The 16,735-nt window shown below is 38.7% G+C and carries 14 protein-coding genes; 5 read left to right on the top strand and 9 right to left on the bottom strand.

Annotated elements, in window-relative coordinates:
• Positions 1-71 precede the first annotated feature (71 nt).
• Positions 72-491 carry a response regulator gene (locus tag OQX64_RS03480; RefSeq protein WP_265817643.1) on the bottom strand — a complete coding sequence of 140 codons (420 nt, stop codon included), beginning with the start codon at positions 489-491 and terminating at the stop codon, positions 72-74.
• The gene (locus OQX64_RS03475) at positions 491-2,707 is read right to left on the bottom strand and encodes an ATP-binding protein (protein ID WP_265817642.1); all 2,217 of its coding nucleotides are present in this window, start codon (positions 2,705-2,707) and stop codon (positions 491-493) included. Before OQX64_RS03475 ends, OQX64_RS03480 begins: the two co-directional genes overlap by 1 nt.
• Before the next feature lie 148 nt (positions 2,708-2,855).
• Between OQX64_RS03475 and OQX64_RS03470 the strand changes: the two genes are divergently transcribed.
• Positions 2,856-3,224, top strand: coding sequence for a response regulator transcription factor (locus OQX64_RS03470; protein WP_088301305.1), 369 nt, complete (start codon positions 2,856-2,858; stop codon positions 3,222-3,224).
• Positions 3,225-3,347: 123 nt separating this feature from the next.
• Here OQX64_RS03470 and OQX64_RS03465 read toward each other — a convergent pair whose 3' ends face one another.
• Together OQX64_RS03465 and OQX64_RS03460 are read right to left on the bottom strand one after the other, a co-directional pair.
• A complete protein-coding gene (locus OQX64_RS03465) occupies positions 3,348-3,482 on the bottom strand; it encodes a hypothetical protein (protein ID WP_256387651.1) in 135 nt (44 codons plus the stop codon).
• 23 nt (positions 3,483-3,505) lie between these two features.
• Positions 3,506-3,874 carry an STAS/SEC14 domain-containing protein gene (locus OQX64_RS03460; protein ID WP_265817641.1) on the bottom strand — a complete coding sequence of 123 codons (369 nt, stop codon included), beginning with the start codon at positions 3,872-3,874 and terminating at the stop codon, positions 3,506-3,508.
• Between the two features lie 144 nt (positions 3,875-4,018).
• On the opposite strand from OQX64_RS03460, the gene OQX64_RS03455 reads away from it, so the two are divergent.
• On the top strand, positions 4,019-5,137 hold the full coding sequence (locus tag OQX64_RS03455) for an alpha/beta hydrolase (RefSeq protein WP_265817640.1): 1,119 nt from the start codon (positions 4,019-4,021) through the stop codon (positions 5,135-5,137).
• A gap of 193 nt (positions 5,138-5,330) precedes the next feature.
• The gene (locus OQX64_RS22530) at positions 5,331-5,609 is read left to right on the top strand and encodes a DUF3892 domain-containing protein (protein WP_416240464.1); all 279 of its coding nucleotides are present in this window, start codon (positions 5,331-5,333) and stop codon (positions 5,607-5,609) included.
• A gap of 101 nt (positions 5,610-5,710) precedes the next feature.
• Here OQX64_RS22530 and OQX64_RS03450 read toward each other — a convergent pair whose 3' ends face one another.
• From OQX64_RS03450 to OQX64_RS03430, 5 genes are all read right to left on the bottom strand, one after another.
• Positions 5,711-7,852 carry a DEAD/DEAH box helicase gene (locus tag OQX64_RS03450; RefSeq protein WP_265817639.1) on the bottom strand — a complete coding sequence of 714 codons (2,142 nt, stop codon included), beginning with the start codon at positions 7,850-7,852 and terminating at the stop codon, positions 5,711-5,713.
• The gene (locus OQX64_RS03445) at positions 7,849-9,162 is read right to left on the bottom strand and encodes an ATP-binding protein (RefSeq protein WP_265817638.1); all 1,314 of its coding nucleotides are present in this window, start codon (positions 9,160-9,162) and stop codon (positions 7,849-7,851) included. The genes OQX64_RS03450 and OQX64_RS03445 overlap by 4 nt, the downstream gene beginning before the upstream one ends.
• Positions 9,159-10,556, bottom strand: a complete 1,398-nt coding sequence (locus tag OQX64_RS03440) for a tellurite resistance TerB C-terminal domain-containing protein (RefSeq protein ID WP_265817637.1) — start codon at positions 10,554-10,556, stop codon at positions 9,159-9,161. The genes OQX64_RS03445 and OQX64_RS03440 overlap by 4 nt, the downstream gene beginning before the upstream one ends.
• Positions 10,557-11,123: 567 nt before the next feature.
• Positions 11,124-11,984: a ferritin-like domain-containing protein gene (locus tag OQX64_RS03435; protein ID WP_265817636.1), complete on the bottom strand. Its 861-nt coding sequence runs from the start codon at positions 11,982-11,984 to the stop codon at positions 11,124-11,126.
• 19 nt (positions 11,985-12,003) lie between these two features.
• Entirely contained in the window at positions 12,004-12,726 is a 723-nt protein-coding gene (locus tag OQX64_RS03430) for a ferritin-like domain-containing protein (protein ID WP_088300508.1), read from the bottom strand.
• A gap of 123 nt (positions 12,727-12,849) precedes the next feature.
• Here OQX64_RS03430 and OQX64_RS03425 point away from each other — a divergent pair, with 123 nt between their 5' ends.
• Positions 12,850-13,635, top strand: coding sequence for a LytR/AlgR family response regulator transcription factor (locus OQX64_RS03425; protein WP_265817635.1), 786 nt, complete (start codon positions 12,850-12,852; stop codon positions 13,633-13,635).
• 31 nt (positions 13,636-13,666) lie between these two features.
• Entirely contained in the window at positions 13,667-16,627 is a 2,961-nt protein-coding gene (locus tag OQX64_RS03420) for a ligand-binding sensor domain-containing protein (protein WP_265817634.1), read from the top strand.
• Positions 16,628-16,735 lie beyond the last annotated feature (108 nt).

The raw sequence follows: 16,735 nt of genomic DNA, 5'->3' as shown, positions 1-16,735 counted from the left end.
TAAAATGGATATAAAAATAAAAGATTCGAATAAACCATCCGAATCTTTTATTTTTATTTTATTATATTGAATTAATTCATTCTCAGGTGCTTGTTAAACCAGAAATCGTGTACCGAATGTACACATTTCACCAGGTTATCATAGCCATCAGGCTTAGTAAGATATGCATTGGCACCAAATTCAATAGAAGCTTTTACATCATCCGGATTATCTGAAGTAGAAAATAAAATTACTGGTATAGATTTTAAATAAGGAATATCGCGTATAAATTTCAGCAAATCCAATCCGGACAATCCCGGTAGGTTTAAATCCAATAAAATTAATTTGGGTTTGATTTTACTTTCTGCAAACTGTTGCAGTTTGGCCAAAGCTTTGGCGCCGTCTTCAACAATTGCAATCTTCAATGTATCTCCTACCTCCTTGATGGCACTCTGCATAAAAAAAGCATAATCTTCATCATCCTCAACGTAAAATATATCTGGTGTACTCATTATTGTAAATTTTTAAAAGCTACGTAAAACGTAGACCCGGCATTCAGCTTGCTTTCAAACCAAACGCGGCCGTGATGCCGCTCAACCACTCGTTTAACAATGGCTAAACCAACACCAGTCCCTTCAATTTCCTTAACATTATCCATGCGCTTAAACAGTTCAAAAACCCTGTCGTAATACCTGTTATCAATTCCTATACCATTATCTTTAATGGCATAAACCGTTTCTCCTCCCTCAATATACGCAGAAATCTCTATGACAGGTTTTTCTACCATTAAAGAGTATTTGACCCCATTACTCATCAGATTGGTAAATACTTGCGCAATCATGGTCCTATCTCCCTTTATATTTGGCAAATGGCCTAAAATCAATTCGGATTTGTCTGCTTTGAAAGCCGCCCATACTTCAGATTTGATTTCTTGTATCAAGGATGGCATATCAATGGTTTCAAAATTAATTTCAGAACGCCCTACCCTTGCTAAATTTAAGATTTCCTTAATGAGGAAATTCATTTTATCAGCACCAATTAAAATCCTGCTCAACATCTTGATTGCATGATCATCAAGACTTTTGTTTTTCAGCATTAATTCTGCATATGTTTTGATAGAAGTTAATGGTGTTCTTAAATCATGAGAGATGGTATAACTGAAAGTATCAAGCTCTTCATAAGCAGATTGCAATTTTTCATTCAATAACCTGATTTCATTGGCCTTTTTATTTACATCCGTAATGATAATTTCACGAATCCTTAAAACGGAGGCAATTTCTTCTGCCATCCATTTTTCAGAGGTATTGCTGACCACTTCTGACCAGGCTTCAAAAGATTTTCTGGGTGATAGATTAAGTAAACCATTTTCAGACAATACAACTTCTTTATCTGGATTTCCAGCCCAGTTTATGGTTGTTATGAGTTCAGGCTTAAACCAAATAATCATTTCGCCAAGATCTTTACTGATATTACAGGCCAAGATTCCTGAAGCAATGTCTTTATATTTCTTTGCCGGCGAATGTATTTCTGATAAACGATGGGTATAGTAGATGGATTCATCGTTGCTGGCTTTCAACCATTCTGCCAATTCTAAAATATCTTCATCAGCCGGAACCTGCCCAATTGTTTTTAGTCTCTTTTCAAAAATTATAGCTGCACCCGTTGCATTGGTAATAGATAAAATATTTCTTTGATGATCGGTAAGGGCATCAATCAAATACTTATCCTGGCTGAGGTATTCAGAAAGTATGGCTGCAGTGCTTTTAAACTGTTCAACCATTTCAGAATCTTCTTCGTCCTGGCGATATTCCAATGCGGATGACAAGATCTGACCAATCAGTTTCGCACCTTCCCTTGCTTTATAATCAATAAATTTAGGTGAATAATTATGGCAGGCAATTAATCCCCATAGTTCACCATGAGAGATCAGCGAAATACTGAAACTGGAATACACACCCATATTTTTTAGATATTGGATATGAATCGGTGAAACTGCCCTTAAATTAGATTTTGTTAAATCTAATGGCTGATCGGTTAAATAAGTTAAGATATCGGAATCCTGCTCATTAACATCAGCTATTAACCTGGTTAAATTTAGTTTATATAATTCCCTTGCCTGTTTTGGAATATCGGATGCCGGATAATGAAGTCCAAAAAAAGGTTCAAGTTCATCATTTTTTTCTTCTGCAACTACTTCTCCATGACCATCGTTTAAGAACTTATAAATCATGACACGATCATAATTGATGAGTTTTTTAACTTCAAGCGCTGCACCTTTTAATAAAGAGGAAACACTCCTGCCCTGCAACATGGCAGATGCCGAACGTCCGATTATGCCTTGAATGTCATATTGTAAGGTTACAGGTTCAAATTCTATCAGCCAGTTATTTTCAGATTCGGAAATTGTAATATAAAACGGCTTTTTATCAATATTAATCGGATGAGGGTTAATGGCATCAAAATTTTTCCTGATTATACCTAGTTTAAGTAAATCCTCTATGTTGAATTCTGGTTCCTGCTGCGTTAAAAGATGGTCCAGTGCCGAAAGCGGCTGATCAAGAAGACCACTCGCCTGTTTGCTCAAAAAATAATTAATATTCTCACTTACATAAGTAATGTGAAAATCGTTTTTATGTACGGCAATTAAAAAACCATGTGCCTGAACTTTTCCAGGGATATGAATGGGCTCTTTATCGCAATTTGTAAGATCTACAGAAAATTGATTCATATTAAATTTAGATGCTACAAAAATATTAGAATTTTTCAATTAATAAGTATGAAGCATAGGTTTAGCAGTAGTGCAATTTAAATGATTGAGCTTAACATTTATTTTTTATTTTATATTTGTTAAAATTTTAAAAAATCAATTGCAAAACTTGGCAAAAAAAAACATTCTGGTTGTTGAAGATAACCATGCTATTTTAGATGTAATTACGCTCATTCTAGAAAGTGAAGCTTTCCATGTTGAAGGCTTAAATAATGGAACAAATTTTCTAAATCATGTACAGGAATTCAAACCTGACGTGATCATAATGGACATTATGCTTCCTGATATTGATGGTCGGGTGCTCCTTAAAGAGTTAAAGAAAGCAAAGGCTACAAGTCATATACCTGTATTGATGATTTCTGCACGTTATCACTCAAATAATTATATTCTCGATAATGTTTCTGCGGACGATTTCATGGCAAAGCCATTTAATATTGATGAATTAATGGATAAAATTTACGCATTATTAAAGGCTTAGCATATAAATTTTATTCCAAAAAGGCGTAATTTACTCCTTTTAGTTTAGGTGTTCAGTTATCGGCAAGAAATAAACCTTGCAATAATCATTTATTTCCTGACTGCATAATTACAATTTTACAGATTAATCCTTCTTTTTAGCTACATCAACTTTCTTGGCATCTTTTGCTGAAGTTACCTTTTCATCTGCACTTTTAGCTTTCCCATTTTTGGGTGCTGTTGCTTTATTTTTTTCTGCTGCTGTTTTTGAATCTTTCATAATAATATTTTAATTAATGTAATTTAATCTTCGGTGGCAATCCAGGCTTTGGCTTCATCTATTTCATCAGGTTTAAATCCCCTGGAGTTGCCTGGTGTTAAAAAAGTAAAAAAATCAGAAAACCATTCTACACTTTTTTCAGCACTTACCACAGCAATTTTCTTCCACTTGGTAAAGTTTTGCAAACCTGCTTTAGCATCCTGAATCCATGCGCCTGTAGTGAAATTTTTAACTTCAGTATCCAGTACCAGTAAATACCTGATTTCTCCGAAACGATCTGATGTTCTGGCCAGGCCAGGAAGCAGAACATCTTTCAAATCATCGGCACTTACCACACCAGTAGCCCGAACGCCAAAAATATGATCGGGTAATCCCGTAATTTCAGTTAACATATAAAATGGTTTTACTTAGAACAGCACGAACACTTAAGAAGTTTGAATAATATTAAAAATCTGTAAAGTTGTAAAGCATTTAAAACTCTTATCTTCCTGATAACGTTATTAAAACAACTTTAATAAAAACAATAAATTAAACCTATGAAAAGCAATTTAAATAGGCTACTGATAGCCGCACTGTCTGTAGCCATTACAGCTTCCGCCTGTACAAACACGACCAAGACCAACACTTCTACTGATTCTTTAACTGCAGATTCAACAGCGAGTACCGGTTTAAAACCTGCTGGTCCGCCACCAGAATGGGGACAAAGCATTAAGCCGGAAATGCAGTCAGTGATTGAAAAATTAGCAAGCTATGGTGATAAACCCATAGAAACACTTAGTGCTGCAGATGCCAGAAAAAATCATACGCCTACTGATGCCGTTATGGATCTGATCAAAGTAAATCACATAAAATTACCTGCTCCAATGGTTGATACTACCGGAAAAGACATTGATGTTCCAGGTGGAAAAGTTCATTTACGCATTTATACACCGAAATCAGGCAATGGTCCCTTTCCTGTAATTGTTTATTATCATGGCGGTGGTTTCGTTATTGCAAATCTTGATGTTTACAATGCTTCTGCTCAAGGCCTTGCAGAACAGGTTAATGCAGTTGTAGTTTCAGTAGCCTATCGTTTGGCACCAGAAAACAAATTCCCCACCGCACATAACGATGCCTTTGCCGCATATGAATGGGCGATTAAAAATGCAGTGAGCCTGAAAGGAGACCCGGCTAAAATTGCCGTTGTTGGAGAAAGTGCTGGTGGAAACCTGGCTGCAAACGTTTCCATTATGGCCAGAGATAAAAATATTATGGTTCCGGTACACGAAGTTTTGGTATACCCTATTGCACAAGCCAATATGAATACGGAATCTTATAAAATGTACGCCAATGCCAAACCATTAAATAAAGCCATGATGACCTGGTTTACGGAAAAATACCTGACCACAATGATTGAAGCACAAAACCCTAAAATTTCCTTGGTAAATGCTAAGCTGAAAGGGTTGCCACCAACCACTATTATCACTGCAGAAATAGATCCTTTGCATGATGATGGCACCATGTTGGCCAATAAACTGGCTGAGGCAGGCGTAAAGGTAAACAGCAGAAATTATGAAGGTGTAACACATGAATTTTTTGGAATGGCAGCTGTTGTACCGGAAGCTAAAGCGGCCCAGGCATATGCTGCAGAACAATTGAAAGCAGCCTTTAAATAGAACTTCATTAAAGTTAAAACGCCTGTAAAATTACAGGCGTTTTATTTCACTTCATTGTCTAGTCCTGAAATAGCGATGCAAAAACGCATCGTTATAACAATTATTACAAATTTGGGATACCAAAAGCATACCCAAAAAGACTATTCTTATCCTTTAAACATCAGATTATTTTCGAGATTGAACAGGGTGAACTATCTACAACAGGCGCTTTAAAGAAATAGGTCATCCAGTCTCGCTCGACCATAGTGGGCTGGTTGGATACAAGGAATCGGCATTACGACCGAAAGTTATCATCAGCGTGGAGGATGCTATCAAGCGTATTGATGGAAATTCATATGAATTTTATGTCAGCACTCCCCAAGGTACTGCTTATGTTAAAGTCGAACGCCCTGCGGGCAGAAGGGCTTACATCAGAACAGTTCCAGACAGAACCCAAAAGGATAACCTTTTAAGTTTACCGCAGTGTAAATAATGATTAAATAAAAAGAGCTACCGATGGTGGATCAGTAGCCCTTTTATTATCCTACCTTACCCAAAGCCCCATATACCCGCAAAGTGAAAAAGCCAATGAGATTATTGTATATCCAAAGTCCGGTTGCTTACCCAAGTCATATCCTTAAAGTGCCCGGCTCCCTCAAAATCAAAATACCGCTGTTTTAATAACCGCAATCTATATTTGACTGGGAGATAAACTGCCCATTTCGATGCTGTCAATGCTCCGGGATTTGCATAAAGAAAATTCTCCAGGTGAAAATCCAGATCTTCTGATGAGGGAATGAGAAGCTTGTCAAATTCTCCGGTATCCAGCACCTCACTTTCAATTTTAAAACGGCTCTGATCATCATTGAGACTAACATCAATACCGCTCAGATTCCAAAAGAAAGAAAGCGTCCTGTTGATACGTGATCCACTGAATGAATACAGGCTGATTTCTCTTGCTTCAATAAGCATAGGACGCTGTAAATTGGGATCCACGATAAGAAAAACACTGAATTCTGTTCTTAATTTTTCGATCTCTTTTGCACTGTTTTCATCGAGCATCGGATATATTTCCTTGCTGTAAAGGATCTCCATCATTTTTTCACGGATCCGCGGATGTACATCTCCTCCTTCACCAAAAAACAAAGGTCTTCTGCCATCATTTGCCGGAACTACCTCGATCTTTTTGGCATCATGGTCCACAAACCTGATCTTCCAGATTTTAGCCGCCAGTAAAATGTTCTCATTTTCCCTCACCTGGGCAGTAAACGGGATCTGGCCGATCCCGGTACCGGAACTGACGACCTTATAATAGGTCTGCGCATTGAAAACGGTATAAAAATCACGTCCGTTCACAATCTTCTCCCCCTCTACCCCAATAATCAGCTCCCTTCCGAGTTCTTCTAAAAAATCTATCGAAATCAGGTAATCTACAATCTCCACAATTTCAACCTCCGCTATCAATTTAAAAGCATAATTGGATTTTAAACTCCCGACCAGCTTTTTTTTTGTGTTTCCTGAATGCTCCTTGGTGATCGAAAGCGCCTGGTGGAGCAGGATATCATAGGGATAGTCAATGATTTCAGGAGGTTCGATAAAGCCTTCCAGGTATAAAAGCCAGCCTGCAAGTGATTGCAACAGGCTCCAGGGATTCGTTGCATATAATAAAAGCCTGCTTTTCGCCCCTTCCCTACGCCCACTTCTGCCTACACGCTGTATGAGCGACGCAATACTATGCGCCGCATCTAGCTGCACCACCTGGTCAACCGATCCGATATCAATTCCAAGTTCAAGCGTTGAGGTACAGGCAATGGTAAAATTCCTCCGTAACTTGCTCTTCGCAAATTCCTCCACATATTCCCTTACCTGTTTATCAACGGAAGAATGGTGAGAAAAATAATTCGCATGTCCGCCTACCCGCTCCGCTATTTTCATCAGGCTGACCGCGACATCTTCGGCCCTTCCCCTGCTATTGGGAAAAACCAATACTTTGGAATCCCTGCTTTCCCTATAAAGATCCTTTAGCAGTTCCAGCGGCAGGGTATTACCAGTCTGCTCAAAATATTTAAAAACGGTATCCAGGTCCTTTGCGGCCGGATCCTTCAGCACAACCGTTCTTTCGGCTTCACCGGTAAACTTTTTGGCCTCGGCGAAATCGCCCAATGTGGCCGATAGACCAATAACCGAAAAGCTGCCCGAATTGATATCCTGAATCCTGGAGAGCAACGATTTCAAATGAACACCCCTGTCCGAACCAATGAACGAATGGATCTCATCGATCACCACATATTTCAGCTGCGAGAAGAGATTCTTAACATCGTATGGTTTATTGACAAACATGGCCTCCAGTGATTCGGGCGTAATCAGCACGACACCCTGCGGAGCCTTGAGCAATTTGTTTTTGAGCGATTTGTTTGCTTCTCCGTGCCATTTGGTCACTGTAATCTCCATATCAGAGCAGAGGTCTTCCACCCTCATGAACTGATCGTTGATGAGCGCGATGAGCGGGGAAATGTAAAGCACGGCAACCCCGCCCTGGTTGAAATCCACCTTGGACAATATCGGCAGAAAAGCCGCTTCGGTTTTCCCTGAAGCAGTCCTGGATGCCAGGATATAATGTCGGTCATCGCCCATGATCTTTTTGATCGCGGCTGACTGGATATCACGGAAGCTTTCCCAGCGTTTATCCCTGACAAATTTCCTTACCGCAGGAGATAACAGGTCGAACGCTGTCACAGCTCTTCGATCCCGTCCAGGATCAGGTCATCAGGCCTTTCATCGGAAATCTGCACCTGGGAGAACAGGCGGTTTTTATCCAGTCCCGGGTTCTGCCGCAGTATATTGAGGATATTCAGGAAATCGCGGATTACCTCCCTTGGCGTCAAAAATTCATCTGCCCCGGGCTTATTGAACAGCTCTTCCATAAAACTTAAAATGTCCTCATCAGTGATTGCTATTTCCGATTTATAGTTAAAATCAAAGATCAGCTTGAGCTTCTTTAAAAGCACAAATATCTCATTGTTATCCAGCGGCAATAGCCTGATCACCGGTTGGGCAAAATCCCTGATCCCTACAGTCTCAAACTTATTGGTTTCAAGCCTTGTTTTCAGCGCATTATAGCTGAATAGTCCCCGGCGCTCGTTCTGAAGGAATTCAAAAGTGCCGGCAAAGTTGAAAAACAGGTTGGAAACCTTTCCCTGAAAACAGTCGTTATAAATACTTAATATCTTTTCATAGTTTTTCTCCCTCATGGCAGCAGTGGAAATCTTATAAAGGTTAATCGCCTCATCAAGATTGATCATAAAGCCGCTATAACCTATGCTCACAAAAAGTCTGGTAAAGTTCTTGAGCATATCATAATAGTTCAGGTCATTGATGATCTCGCGCACACCCAGGTCTTGTCTGGCCTCGGTTCTGGTGCTATATTCACCCTTTAGCCATTTTAACGCATTTCTCCTGAGCATATCATCGCCTGAAATATAGGCCTGATAATACTTTAGCACTACTGTCCCAAAATCAAATCCACCGCTATCCGAAAGTTCATTGATCGTTTTCATAATCGCATTCTGCACAAGCGGCAGATTGGCCTCCTCACGCATCGAATGTATCGGTAGCTGGTTTTCTTCTGCCGTTCTGCTCACCACCTGCTCAATCCATTTCTCAAGCAATGTCGGCAATGCCCCCCCTTCGGGTTTGGTCTGGATGGCGATGTTATCCATGATGGCAGCATAAAGTGCAAGTCCCTTCCCATCATTGGCATACAGCCTGTTATCTGGGGTAAAATCGGCTTTTGCTACCACAAATTTTTGCTTCAAGGCGACCGTATTGAGCAGGTGCAGGATAAAGGATTTCCCTGAACCGAAATCCCCAATCCAGAACTTTACCATACTGTGTCCATTCTTTACATCTTCAAGTGCAGCAACAACTGCATCGATCTCCTCGGACCTTCCCACAGTAATATGCTGTATCCCGATCTTTGGGACTACACCGCCAATAAGTGAATTGATGATCGCTGTAGCCTCTTTTGGCTTTAAATTTTCTATCATTTTGCTAAAATATTTTGATAATAATTTTTGTAAATCACGTAATTGTCCTCCTCTTCCTCAATCAGGACATCATCGATAAAATCATAACAGCTTTCATTGATACTGTCTATAAGCTGGTTTTTAAAAACACCTTTTTTCCTGGCCATCTCTTCGATCTCATCCTGCGGTACCGCAAAATTATTCCTTTCAAAATGAATAAGAATTTCACTTTGAATAGCAGAGAGTTTAACCTCATCTGTAAACACCTTAGTTTTGTACTGGGCAACAGATACCAGCACAAGGTCCGGCAGATCAGGCACGGTCAAAACCGGCATGACAACCTGTTCATCTTCATCCTGCAGATATTTTTCCAGCAGTTTTACTGTACCGGAATGCTTTTGCTTGATCGTCTCGATTGCATCAGCGCTGAGTGAGATTTTCCTGCGTTTGGGAAGCAATACCGTTGATACTGCAGAAAGGGCCTGTGCTAAATCCCTGTTTGCAATAAGGTTTTCGATCACCACCTGGAAATCATGCAATTGCTCATCGGTTTTAAACAGCTTTTTGATATTGGTTTTGTTCAATGGCCTGTTATCAAAAGTTTCTGATAACAGATCGCAATGGATATAATGCACATATAACCTCAATGCCGCCTGTGGGTCTATGGTAGCGATGTCCTTGGACGCCTCATAATAGATCATCTCTTTAGATGGATTGGAGCTGTTCAATTCCGCCAGGTCCAGTACCATGTCAATATAACGCTGCGTATCTTTTTTAAAATCCCTGCTGATCACCTCAAAAGCCTGCTTCCATCTTCCGGGGCTCTGGGCATACAGTAACCGCTCTGTTTTCCGATCGGGCATATCGACCCGGGGAATCCATACCTGCAGGACCTGCGAGAGCTTATCGCTTATCCGGGAATTGTATTCACGCAAGACCTCTTCATCATTGATATCCAGATCGGTATTGATCTTGCGGGTGTGCCCGTAATGGGCACGCAGTGCATTCTCTGCATGCTTGAAAATATTATAGTGGATATCTAATAGGGAAGATAGCATCGTAAGTTTATAACTATAATCATTCAGTCCGGTTTTAAAACGATTCCGGGTCATCAGGTCGGCTACCGTGTTGAATTCAACTTCGATAGCCGTCCCCTGTTTCCTGTATTTATAGGACAGGTCTTCTAAAATGAGCACGAAAAGCTTAACGATTTCTTTCCTGCAGAAAGGAATGCTGCTGAAATTGTTGCTGGGATACCATAACTGGTTCAGGATATGTACCTGCTGGTCATTAAGGTTTAACTGTTTTTGATATTCGTCACCCAACTTATCTAGCTGCATGGTACCGTTGTATCCAGGATTTGAAAACGGGATCCGTTCACCGGCACCGGTAACGTCGATTATGGATAGTTCCATTTATGTTAATGATGAAGAGTCCTTAATTTAGCGTCTGACAATTGTAGAAAGATAAAAGCGTCCTACATTACCATAGCCACTAATATAGCCAAATTCTGCCCGGATTTCCAAATCAAATCAGCTATTATTTACCCTCACAATGTAGCTCTAAACCAGCTATCAGAATGAGCAGCTGAAATACTATTGATTGTTATTGTTACTTACGAGCCAATTGAATATGCTAAGACAGTTATTTCCATTGTAAATACACTAGCTGATTGGGGGAATAATCACAGAAATAAATTACAGAATGACTTTCATTTGTAAAGGAATCAAAATGAACAGAACTTTATTTAATAATGCCCATCATCATTCTTCATAAGAGCATAATTAATGTCCGTTTAAGGTTCTGAATGATTAATGTGCTTTTATTCCTGCCGTAATATGGCCAACTGCAGGTTTAGATTCCCTATTGCAATTGTGTATAACCAATCCTAAAAATCCTGTTCCAAAAAAAAGAGACAGAACTCCGTTCTGCCTCTCTACCTCAAACTAAACATTACCTAATCAATAATGTAAATGTTTTTATTATGCTAATTTCTTACCCGTCTTGATAAATAAATTCGCTATTTTCTTCACATCAGAACCTGTCAAGAATTCATCGAAACATTCTGCTGCGTGAGACTGTGTAACTGCTGTACCATTAATACCTGTAATCTGAACGCCAGCCTGAGTTGTATTTTGCTCTCCTGCATAAACTGCGTCTACTGCCGAAACACCAGTATCATTACCATTTGAAGTGTAAGCGATCCAAGGCTTTAACGCAGATGCACCTGATACATTCGCAGCCACCATTTGGCGGATATGTGATGCGTGACGAGCCTCTACAGAGTGAATTTGTAAAGCAGTTGTCAATACTGGCATACCTTTCAAAATTGGTGCCTGACCTTTGTAAGCCCTAACACCTGTATCTTCAAAAGCCAATGCTACTTTTAAAAATGTTTGATAATTGGTATCCACGTCTGCAAAACCACCACCGGCTGTAAAATCAAAATCAGCATATACATATTGATCAGCACCACTGATGTTCAAAGCACCTTTCAATAAATCTACGTGTGCACGTTCATGGTTACGAATGGTTGTGATTGCTTGTCTTGCAGGTCCGTCAGGGATATAAGTAGAATTGGCCAATGTTAAGGCATGGTTATAATAATTATATTCCAGGTATTCTAATGCTAAAGCAAAATTTAATACATCATTAACAGAAGATGGATTAGTTTGTCCATAAGCTTTTTGAAATAATGAACCCATTGCTAATGGTAATGCAGCCATAGAAATTTTCTTTCCAACATTGAAAAAATCTTTCATTGCACTGCGTCGCGGACTTAATCTTTCATAGATCTCTCCATCCACTTTTTCTATTTGGTCTAATATATTTAAGATATTCATGATTGCTGAGTTTTAAAGATTAAAGGTTAATTACGTTAATTTTTGTTTTGATATATTTTCCGGCCGCGGCTAACACTTTATCTGGCGTAAGTGCCCCGTCTAATCCACCAGCAACGTTAGCACCTAATGAAGTCAATTCATTTAAATTTGCAAAACTTCCATTAGAAATGATGTCTCTGATATAAGCGGCGTGACGTGCTTCTACCGATACGATTTTACCTGCCGCTACCAGGTAAGCGTCTGTTGTAATCCGTACACCAGCACCGTTATACGCGGCTACACCTAAATCTTCAAATGTCATTGCTGCACCCAAAACGCTGCTAGCACTTGTGAAATCAATAGAAGAGAAATCTACTTCAAGGCTTCCAATCGCAGCTGTACTTAATACATTTTTCAAAAACTCTCTGTGTGCAATTTCGTGGAATTGAATATCCTGGAAATAAGCTTTTTGAGCAGTAGTGAATGACGATGGTGGTGCAGATGCCACTTTAACATAAAATGCAGCTTCCAGTTGTTCTAATGCATAAGCATAATTTAAAACACCAATTTCATTTTTAAAATCTAAGGTCGCCCCAGTCATTACGTTTTCAACACCACGGTCTTTTCTACAACCGGCCGCAACCAAGGCAATACCAGCTGCACTTGCTCCGGCATACTGAAGAAAAGATCTTCTGCCTAGTGAGCCTTTAAATAAACTTTCTTCCTGAAGTTCACTTTTTGTTTCTAGTTCATTGTTTTTCATAGTCATCTATGTTTTAGGTTTTTGAATTCGTTTGATGATACATACGTGACAATTAATCCGCTGGTTTTTCATTTTTGATTTTTTTTTATTAAGTGATTTTAATACATTCACCAACCTATAGCTATGATTACACTAAAAGCCATTATTGTTGATGATGAAGAGTTCGCACGATCGTCGTTATTTTTTTTATTACAACAAAATTGTCCGCAGGTAGAAATCACAGGAATCGCTAAATCGGTAGCCGAGGCCAGGGAATTTTTAGCCCATCATCCCATCAATCTCATTTTTCTGGATATTGCGATGCCGGGTGGTAATGGTTTTGAACTCATTCCTGATGCCCAAAAACACCATGCTGCAGTAATTTTCACCACCGCATATGATCAGTATGCCTTAAAGGCTATTAAGGCAAATGCACTGGATTACCTGTTGAAGCCCATCGACATTGATGAATTAAAAATAGCTGTTGATAAAGTTGCCGAATACCTCAAACGTTTTCAAAACCAGAATGAAATTGATGAACGGATTTCTAATCTGGCCTCAACCCTCAACAATAAATCTGAAATTAAAAAGTTAACCCTACCCTACGGACAGGGCTTTAAAATGGTTGATGTTGATGATATCATTTATATTGAGGCAGACAGCAACTATTCTGTACTTCATTTTGCCGATCAGGATAAAATTACCGTTTCGAAAGTTTTAAGGGAGTTTGAAGAACTTCTTCCTTCTGATCAGTTTGTACGCATCCATAAATCGAGTATTATTAACCTCAATCATTTAAAAGAATATAATTCTAAAAACGGATTGCAGGTTTTCTTAAAAAACGGAGAGAGCATTAATATATCAAGAAGAAGAGCAAGCGATTTTTTTGAGAAAATTAAACTTTTTATCAAGGCTGGAAGTGATAACTAATTTCCTTTCAACACTATTAAAAGCAGATCAAATGGTTAAGAAAATGCAGGTTTTTCATCATTATTCTTTCATTTTTGTCTTGCTGTTGTTGCTTTTGCAGCCTGCTGATCTATTTTCTCAAACAACCTACCTGCCACATTATACTTCGAAAAACGGCCTGGCCAGTAATAATTGCTATTATATTCTGCAAGATAAAAAAGGCTTCATCTGGATTGCTACCGACAATGGGGTTAGTCGCTTTGATGGAACCAACTTTCAAAATTTCACCATTGAAGACGGCTTGCCTGATACACAGATCCTGCAGATGAAGGAAGACAAAAGTGGCCGGCTATGGTTCTTTTCACTAAACGGGCAACTCAGTTATTTAAAGGATGGTAAATTTTATAATAAAAATAATGACCAGCTGCTCAGAAAACTTAATTTCAATACCGTAATTGTATCTTTTCTGATTGACAGAAGCGGAAAAATATGGCTGGGTACCAACTCCAATTTAATTGTTTGCTGGGATGGAAAAATGATCAGAAAGTACATTTCTCCTAACCCTGATGATAAATTTATCAATGCTTTTATTCATGAAGACGAACAGGGAAATATCCTGGCCTATAGTGATTTAAGCGTTCAACGGTTTAATGGCAAAACATTTTCAATCCTCCGGTCAAAAGTACGCCCCATTTCCTATATGACGGCCTGTAACATGCCTGACCAATCTCTCATTTATCTTGATCAGGAAGGACTTAAAATGTTAAAATCAGGCAAAATAAATAACCTGATTTCCATTCCACAGAACCTGATTAAAAACATGTCTGGCTATTTTTATTATGATCAGTCATTAAAAGAAGTATGGCTGGCCAATGCGAATGGCACTTTTGCTTTGAATAAAAGCGGAAAAACAATACAATACCTTCAGGATATTGCGGTAAATCAGGTAATGAAGGATAGTAACCAGAATATGTGGTTTGCCACAACCACAGGAATTTATATGCTGCCGAATGCCAGTAACAGACTTTCCATTATAGATGCAGAATCCGGCCTGAGCAGTAATGTCATCAAGAGCATTACCAAAGACGCGAAAAACCGCTTATGGCTGGGCACTGATGACGCTGTTATTGATATTCTGAATATTCATAATTACCAGATTATGGAAGTAGGTTTAGATGATTTTAAAAAGTACAAAACCATTAAACAACTCTCCTTCGATGCACAAAATGAATCGATTTATTTTGCATCTGATTACGGAATGGGTGTTTTTAAAAACATTTATAAAAATACAGATGATGTCAGCTACCTGAAAGAAGCAAATAATTCCATGTTTGTGATTAAGCATTTTAGTTTAAGTGGAAATAATAATCACCTGGCTTTGGCATTATCATCCGGTGTTGTTTTCTTATCCGATAAAGCACGAAAATTTGAATTTAATTCACTGAAATATAAAGAAAAAGAAGATTTTTTTAAAGACAGGTCTTACCACGTTTTTTATGACCATAAAGGAAATTTATGGTTTTCGAATATTAATGGTTTATCTGAGTTTTCGAATGGCCGCCTGATTAAACATTATGAACATGAACCGCTTTTAACCAAACGGATTAATGATATCCAGCAACTGGCTGACGGCACGCTGATTCTGGCAACAGATGGCTATGGCTTAATCTTCTATCACGAAGGCAAAATAACCAAACAGATTACCCAGGAAAATGGGTTAACCAATAACATCTGTACCAAACTTTTTATTAAAAACAACGAAATCTGGGTACTCACGAATAAAGGCGTAAACAAGATTACCAATTACCCGCAGGCCCCGGCGGTAGCCAATTTCGATTATGGGAAAGATTTGCTGAGTGATGACATCAATAGCTTATTTATTGATGATAGTACCGCCTATTTTGCTACAAATAAAGGGCTGATATTATTTAAATACAACAATAAAAATATTAGCAGGAATTTACCAAAGGTTTACGTTACCTCTGTAATCAAAGATAATGAACGCTTACCTATTGATAAGGAAAACTTCACCTTCGAAAGCGGAAACAGTACTATCCTATTTACTTTTAGCGCTGTAGATTTTACCACCAGCGATATTACCTATCGCTATCGCTTAAACGATCATTCTGCCTGGTTGGAAACCAGAACCAGAAGGTTAGATTTTTCATCCCTGCAATCCGGAGATTATGTTTTCGAAGTATGTGCAAAAAGCCAAAACGGAAACTGGGGCCCGTCAGCCAAGATCGCTTTTACGATTAAAAAGCAATTCTGGCAAAGCCTATGGTTCCTGTCAGTTCTGATTTTATTAGTGGCTTATATTTTTTACAAGGTGGCTGTTTACATTACCCGCAAGCAGAAAGATAAAGAACAGGAACAATTACTCCTGAAAAATAAAGTGCTAATGCTCGAACAACAGGCACTTCAGGCGATGATGAATCCGCATTTTGTTTTCAATGTAATGAACTCCATCCAGCATTACATCAATACGCAAAATACGGCATCAGCAAATAAAGTACTAACTGGTTTTGCACGCCTGATCAGAAAAAATCTGGAAATTTGTACCAAAAGCTATATCTCACTGGAAGAAGAGCTCGAATACCTTAATCTTTACCTGAAACTGGAAAAAAACCGTTTTGGGGATAAACTACATTATATTTTTTCAATTGACCCGGAAATAGACCTTGGCGATACTTTTATTCCCTCCATGCTGTTGCAGCCTTATGTAGAAAATGCTATCTGGCATGGTATTATGCCAAAGGAAACGGAAGGCCAAATCCAGATCAACATTAAAATGCTTGATTCCTTTTATCTGAACATCGAAATTATAGACGATGGTATTGGAATCGAAAACTCTTTAAAAAATAAAAAGGATACCCATATCAGTAAAGGTATGCAACTGACGAAAGAACGATTGAACCTGTTGGCGCAGATTGAAGCAAAACCTATACACTTAAATGTGCACCAAAACGCTATAAATGGTACAACCGTGTCAATTTCCATATCGCTAAAATAATAATTTACCGTTTACTCAATTATTAATACCACTCACTAAATAGAACTTCCCGGGATCATGGTTTAGCCTTAAACTTGTGTTAGAAATAAACGATAGTGTTTATCAAAG

It is taken from the genome of Pedobacter sp. GR22-10, assembly GCF_026239715.1.
In the GTDB taxonomy this organism is placed as follows: Bacteria; Bacteroidota; Bacteroidia; order Sphingobacteriales; family Sphingobacteriaceae; genus Pedobacter.
Note: the sequence above shows the minus strand (reverse complement) of the source record. Positions and strands in the feature narration are given on the sequence as shown.

What these genes read in the sequence shown, in the direction of transcription:
- OQX64_RS03480 (WP_265817643.1), bottom strand. Translation starts at nt 491, where the DNA reads ATGAGTACACCAGATATATTTTACGTTGAGGATGATGAAGATTATGCT.
- OQX64_RS03475 (WP_265817642.1), bottom strand. Translation starts at nt 2,707, where the DNA reads ATGAATCAATTTTCTGTAGATCTTACAAATTGCGATAAAGAGCCCATT.
- OQX64_RS03465 (WP_256387651.1), bottom strand. Translation starts at nt 3,482, where the DNA reads ATGAAAGATTCAAAAACAGCAGCAGAAAAAAATAAAGCAACAGCACCC.
- OQX64_RS03460 (WP_265817641.1), bottom strand. Translation starts at nt 3,874, where the DNA reads ATGTTAACTGAAATTACGGGATTACCCGATCATATTTTTGGCGTTCGG.
- OQX64_RS03455 (WP_265817640.1), top strand. Translation starts at nt 4,019, where the DNA reads ATGAAAAGCAATTTAAATAGGCTACTGATAGCCGCACTGTCTGTAGCC.
- OQX64_RS03445 (WP_265817638.1), bottom strand. Translation starts at nt 9,162, where the DNA reads ATGATAGAAAATTTAAAGCCAAAAGAGGCTACAGCGATCATCAATTCA.
- OQX64_RS03440 (WP_265817637.1), bottom strand. Translation starts at nt 10,556, where the DNA reads ATGGAACTATCCATAATCGACGTTACCGGTGCCGGTGAACGGATCCCG.
- OQX64_RS03435 (WP_265817636.1), bottom strand. Translation starts at nt 11,984, where the DNA reads ATGAATATCTTAAATATATTAGACCAAATAGAAAAAGTGGATGGAGAG.
- OQX64_RS03430 (WP_088300508.1), bottom strand. Translation starts at nt 12,726, where the DNA reads ATGAAAAACAATGAACTAGAAACAAAAAGTGAACTTCAGGAAGAAAGT.
- OQX64_RS03425 (WP_265817635.1), top strand. Translation starts at nt 12,850, where the DNA reads ATGATTACACTAAAAGCCATTATTGTTGATGATGAAGAGTTCGCACGA.
- OQX64_RS03420 (WP_265817634.1), top strand. Translation starts at nt 13,667, where the DNA reads ATGGTTAAGAAAATGCAGGTTTTTCATCATTATTCTTTCATTTTTGTC.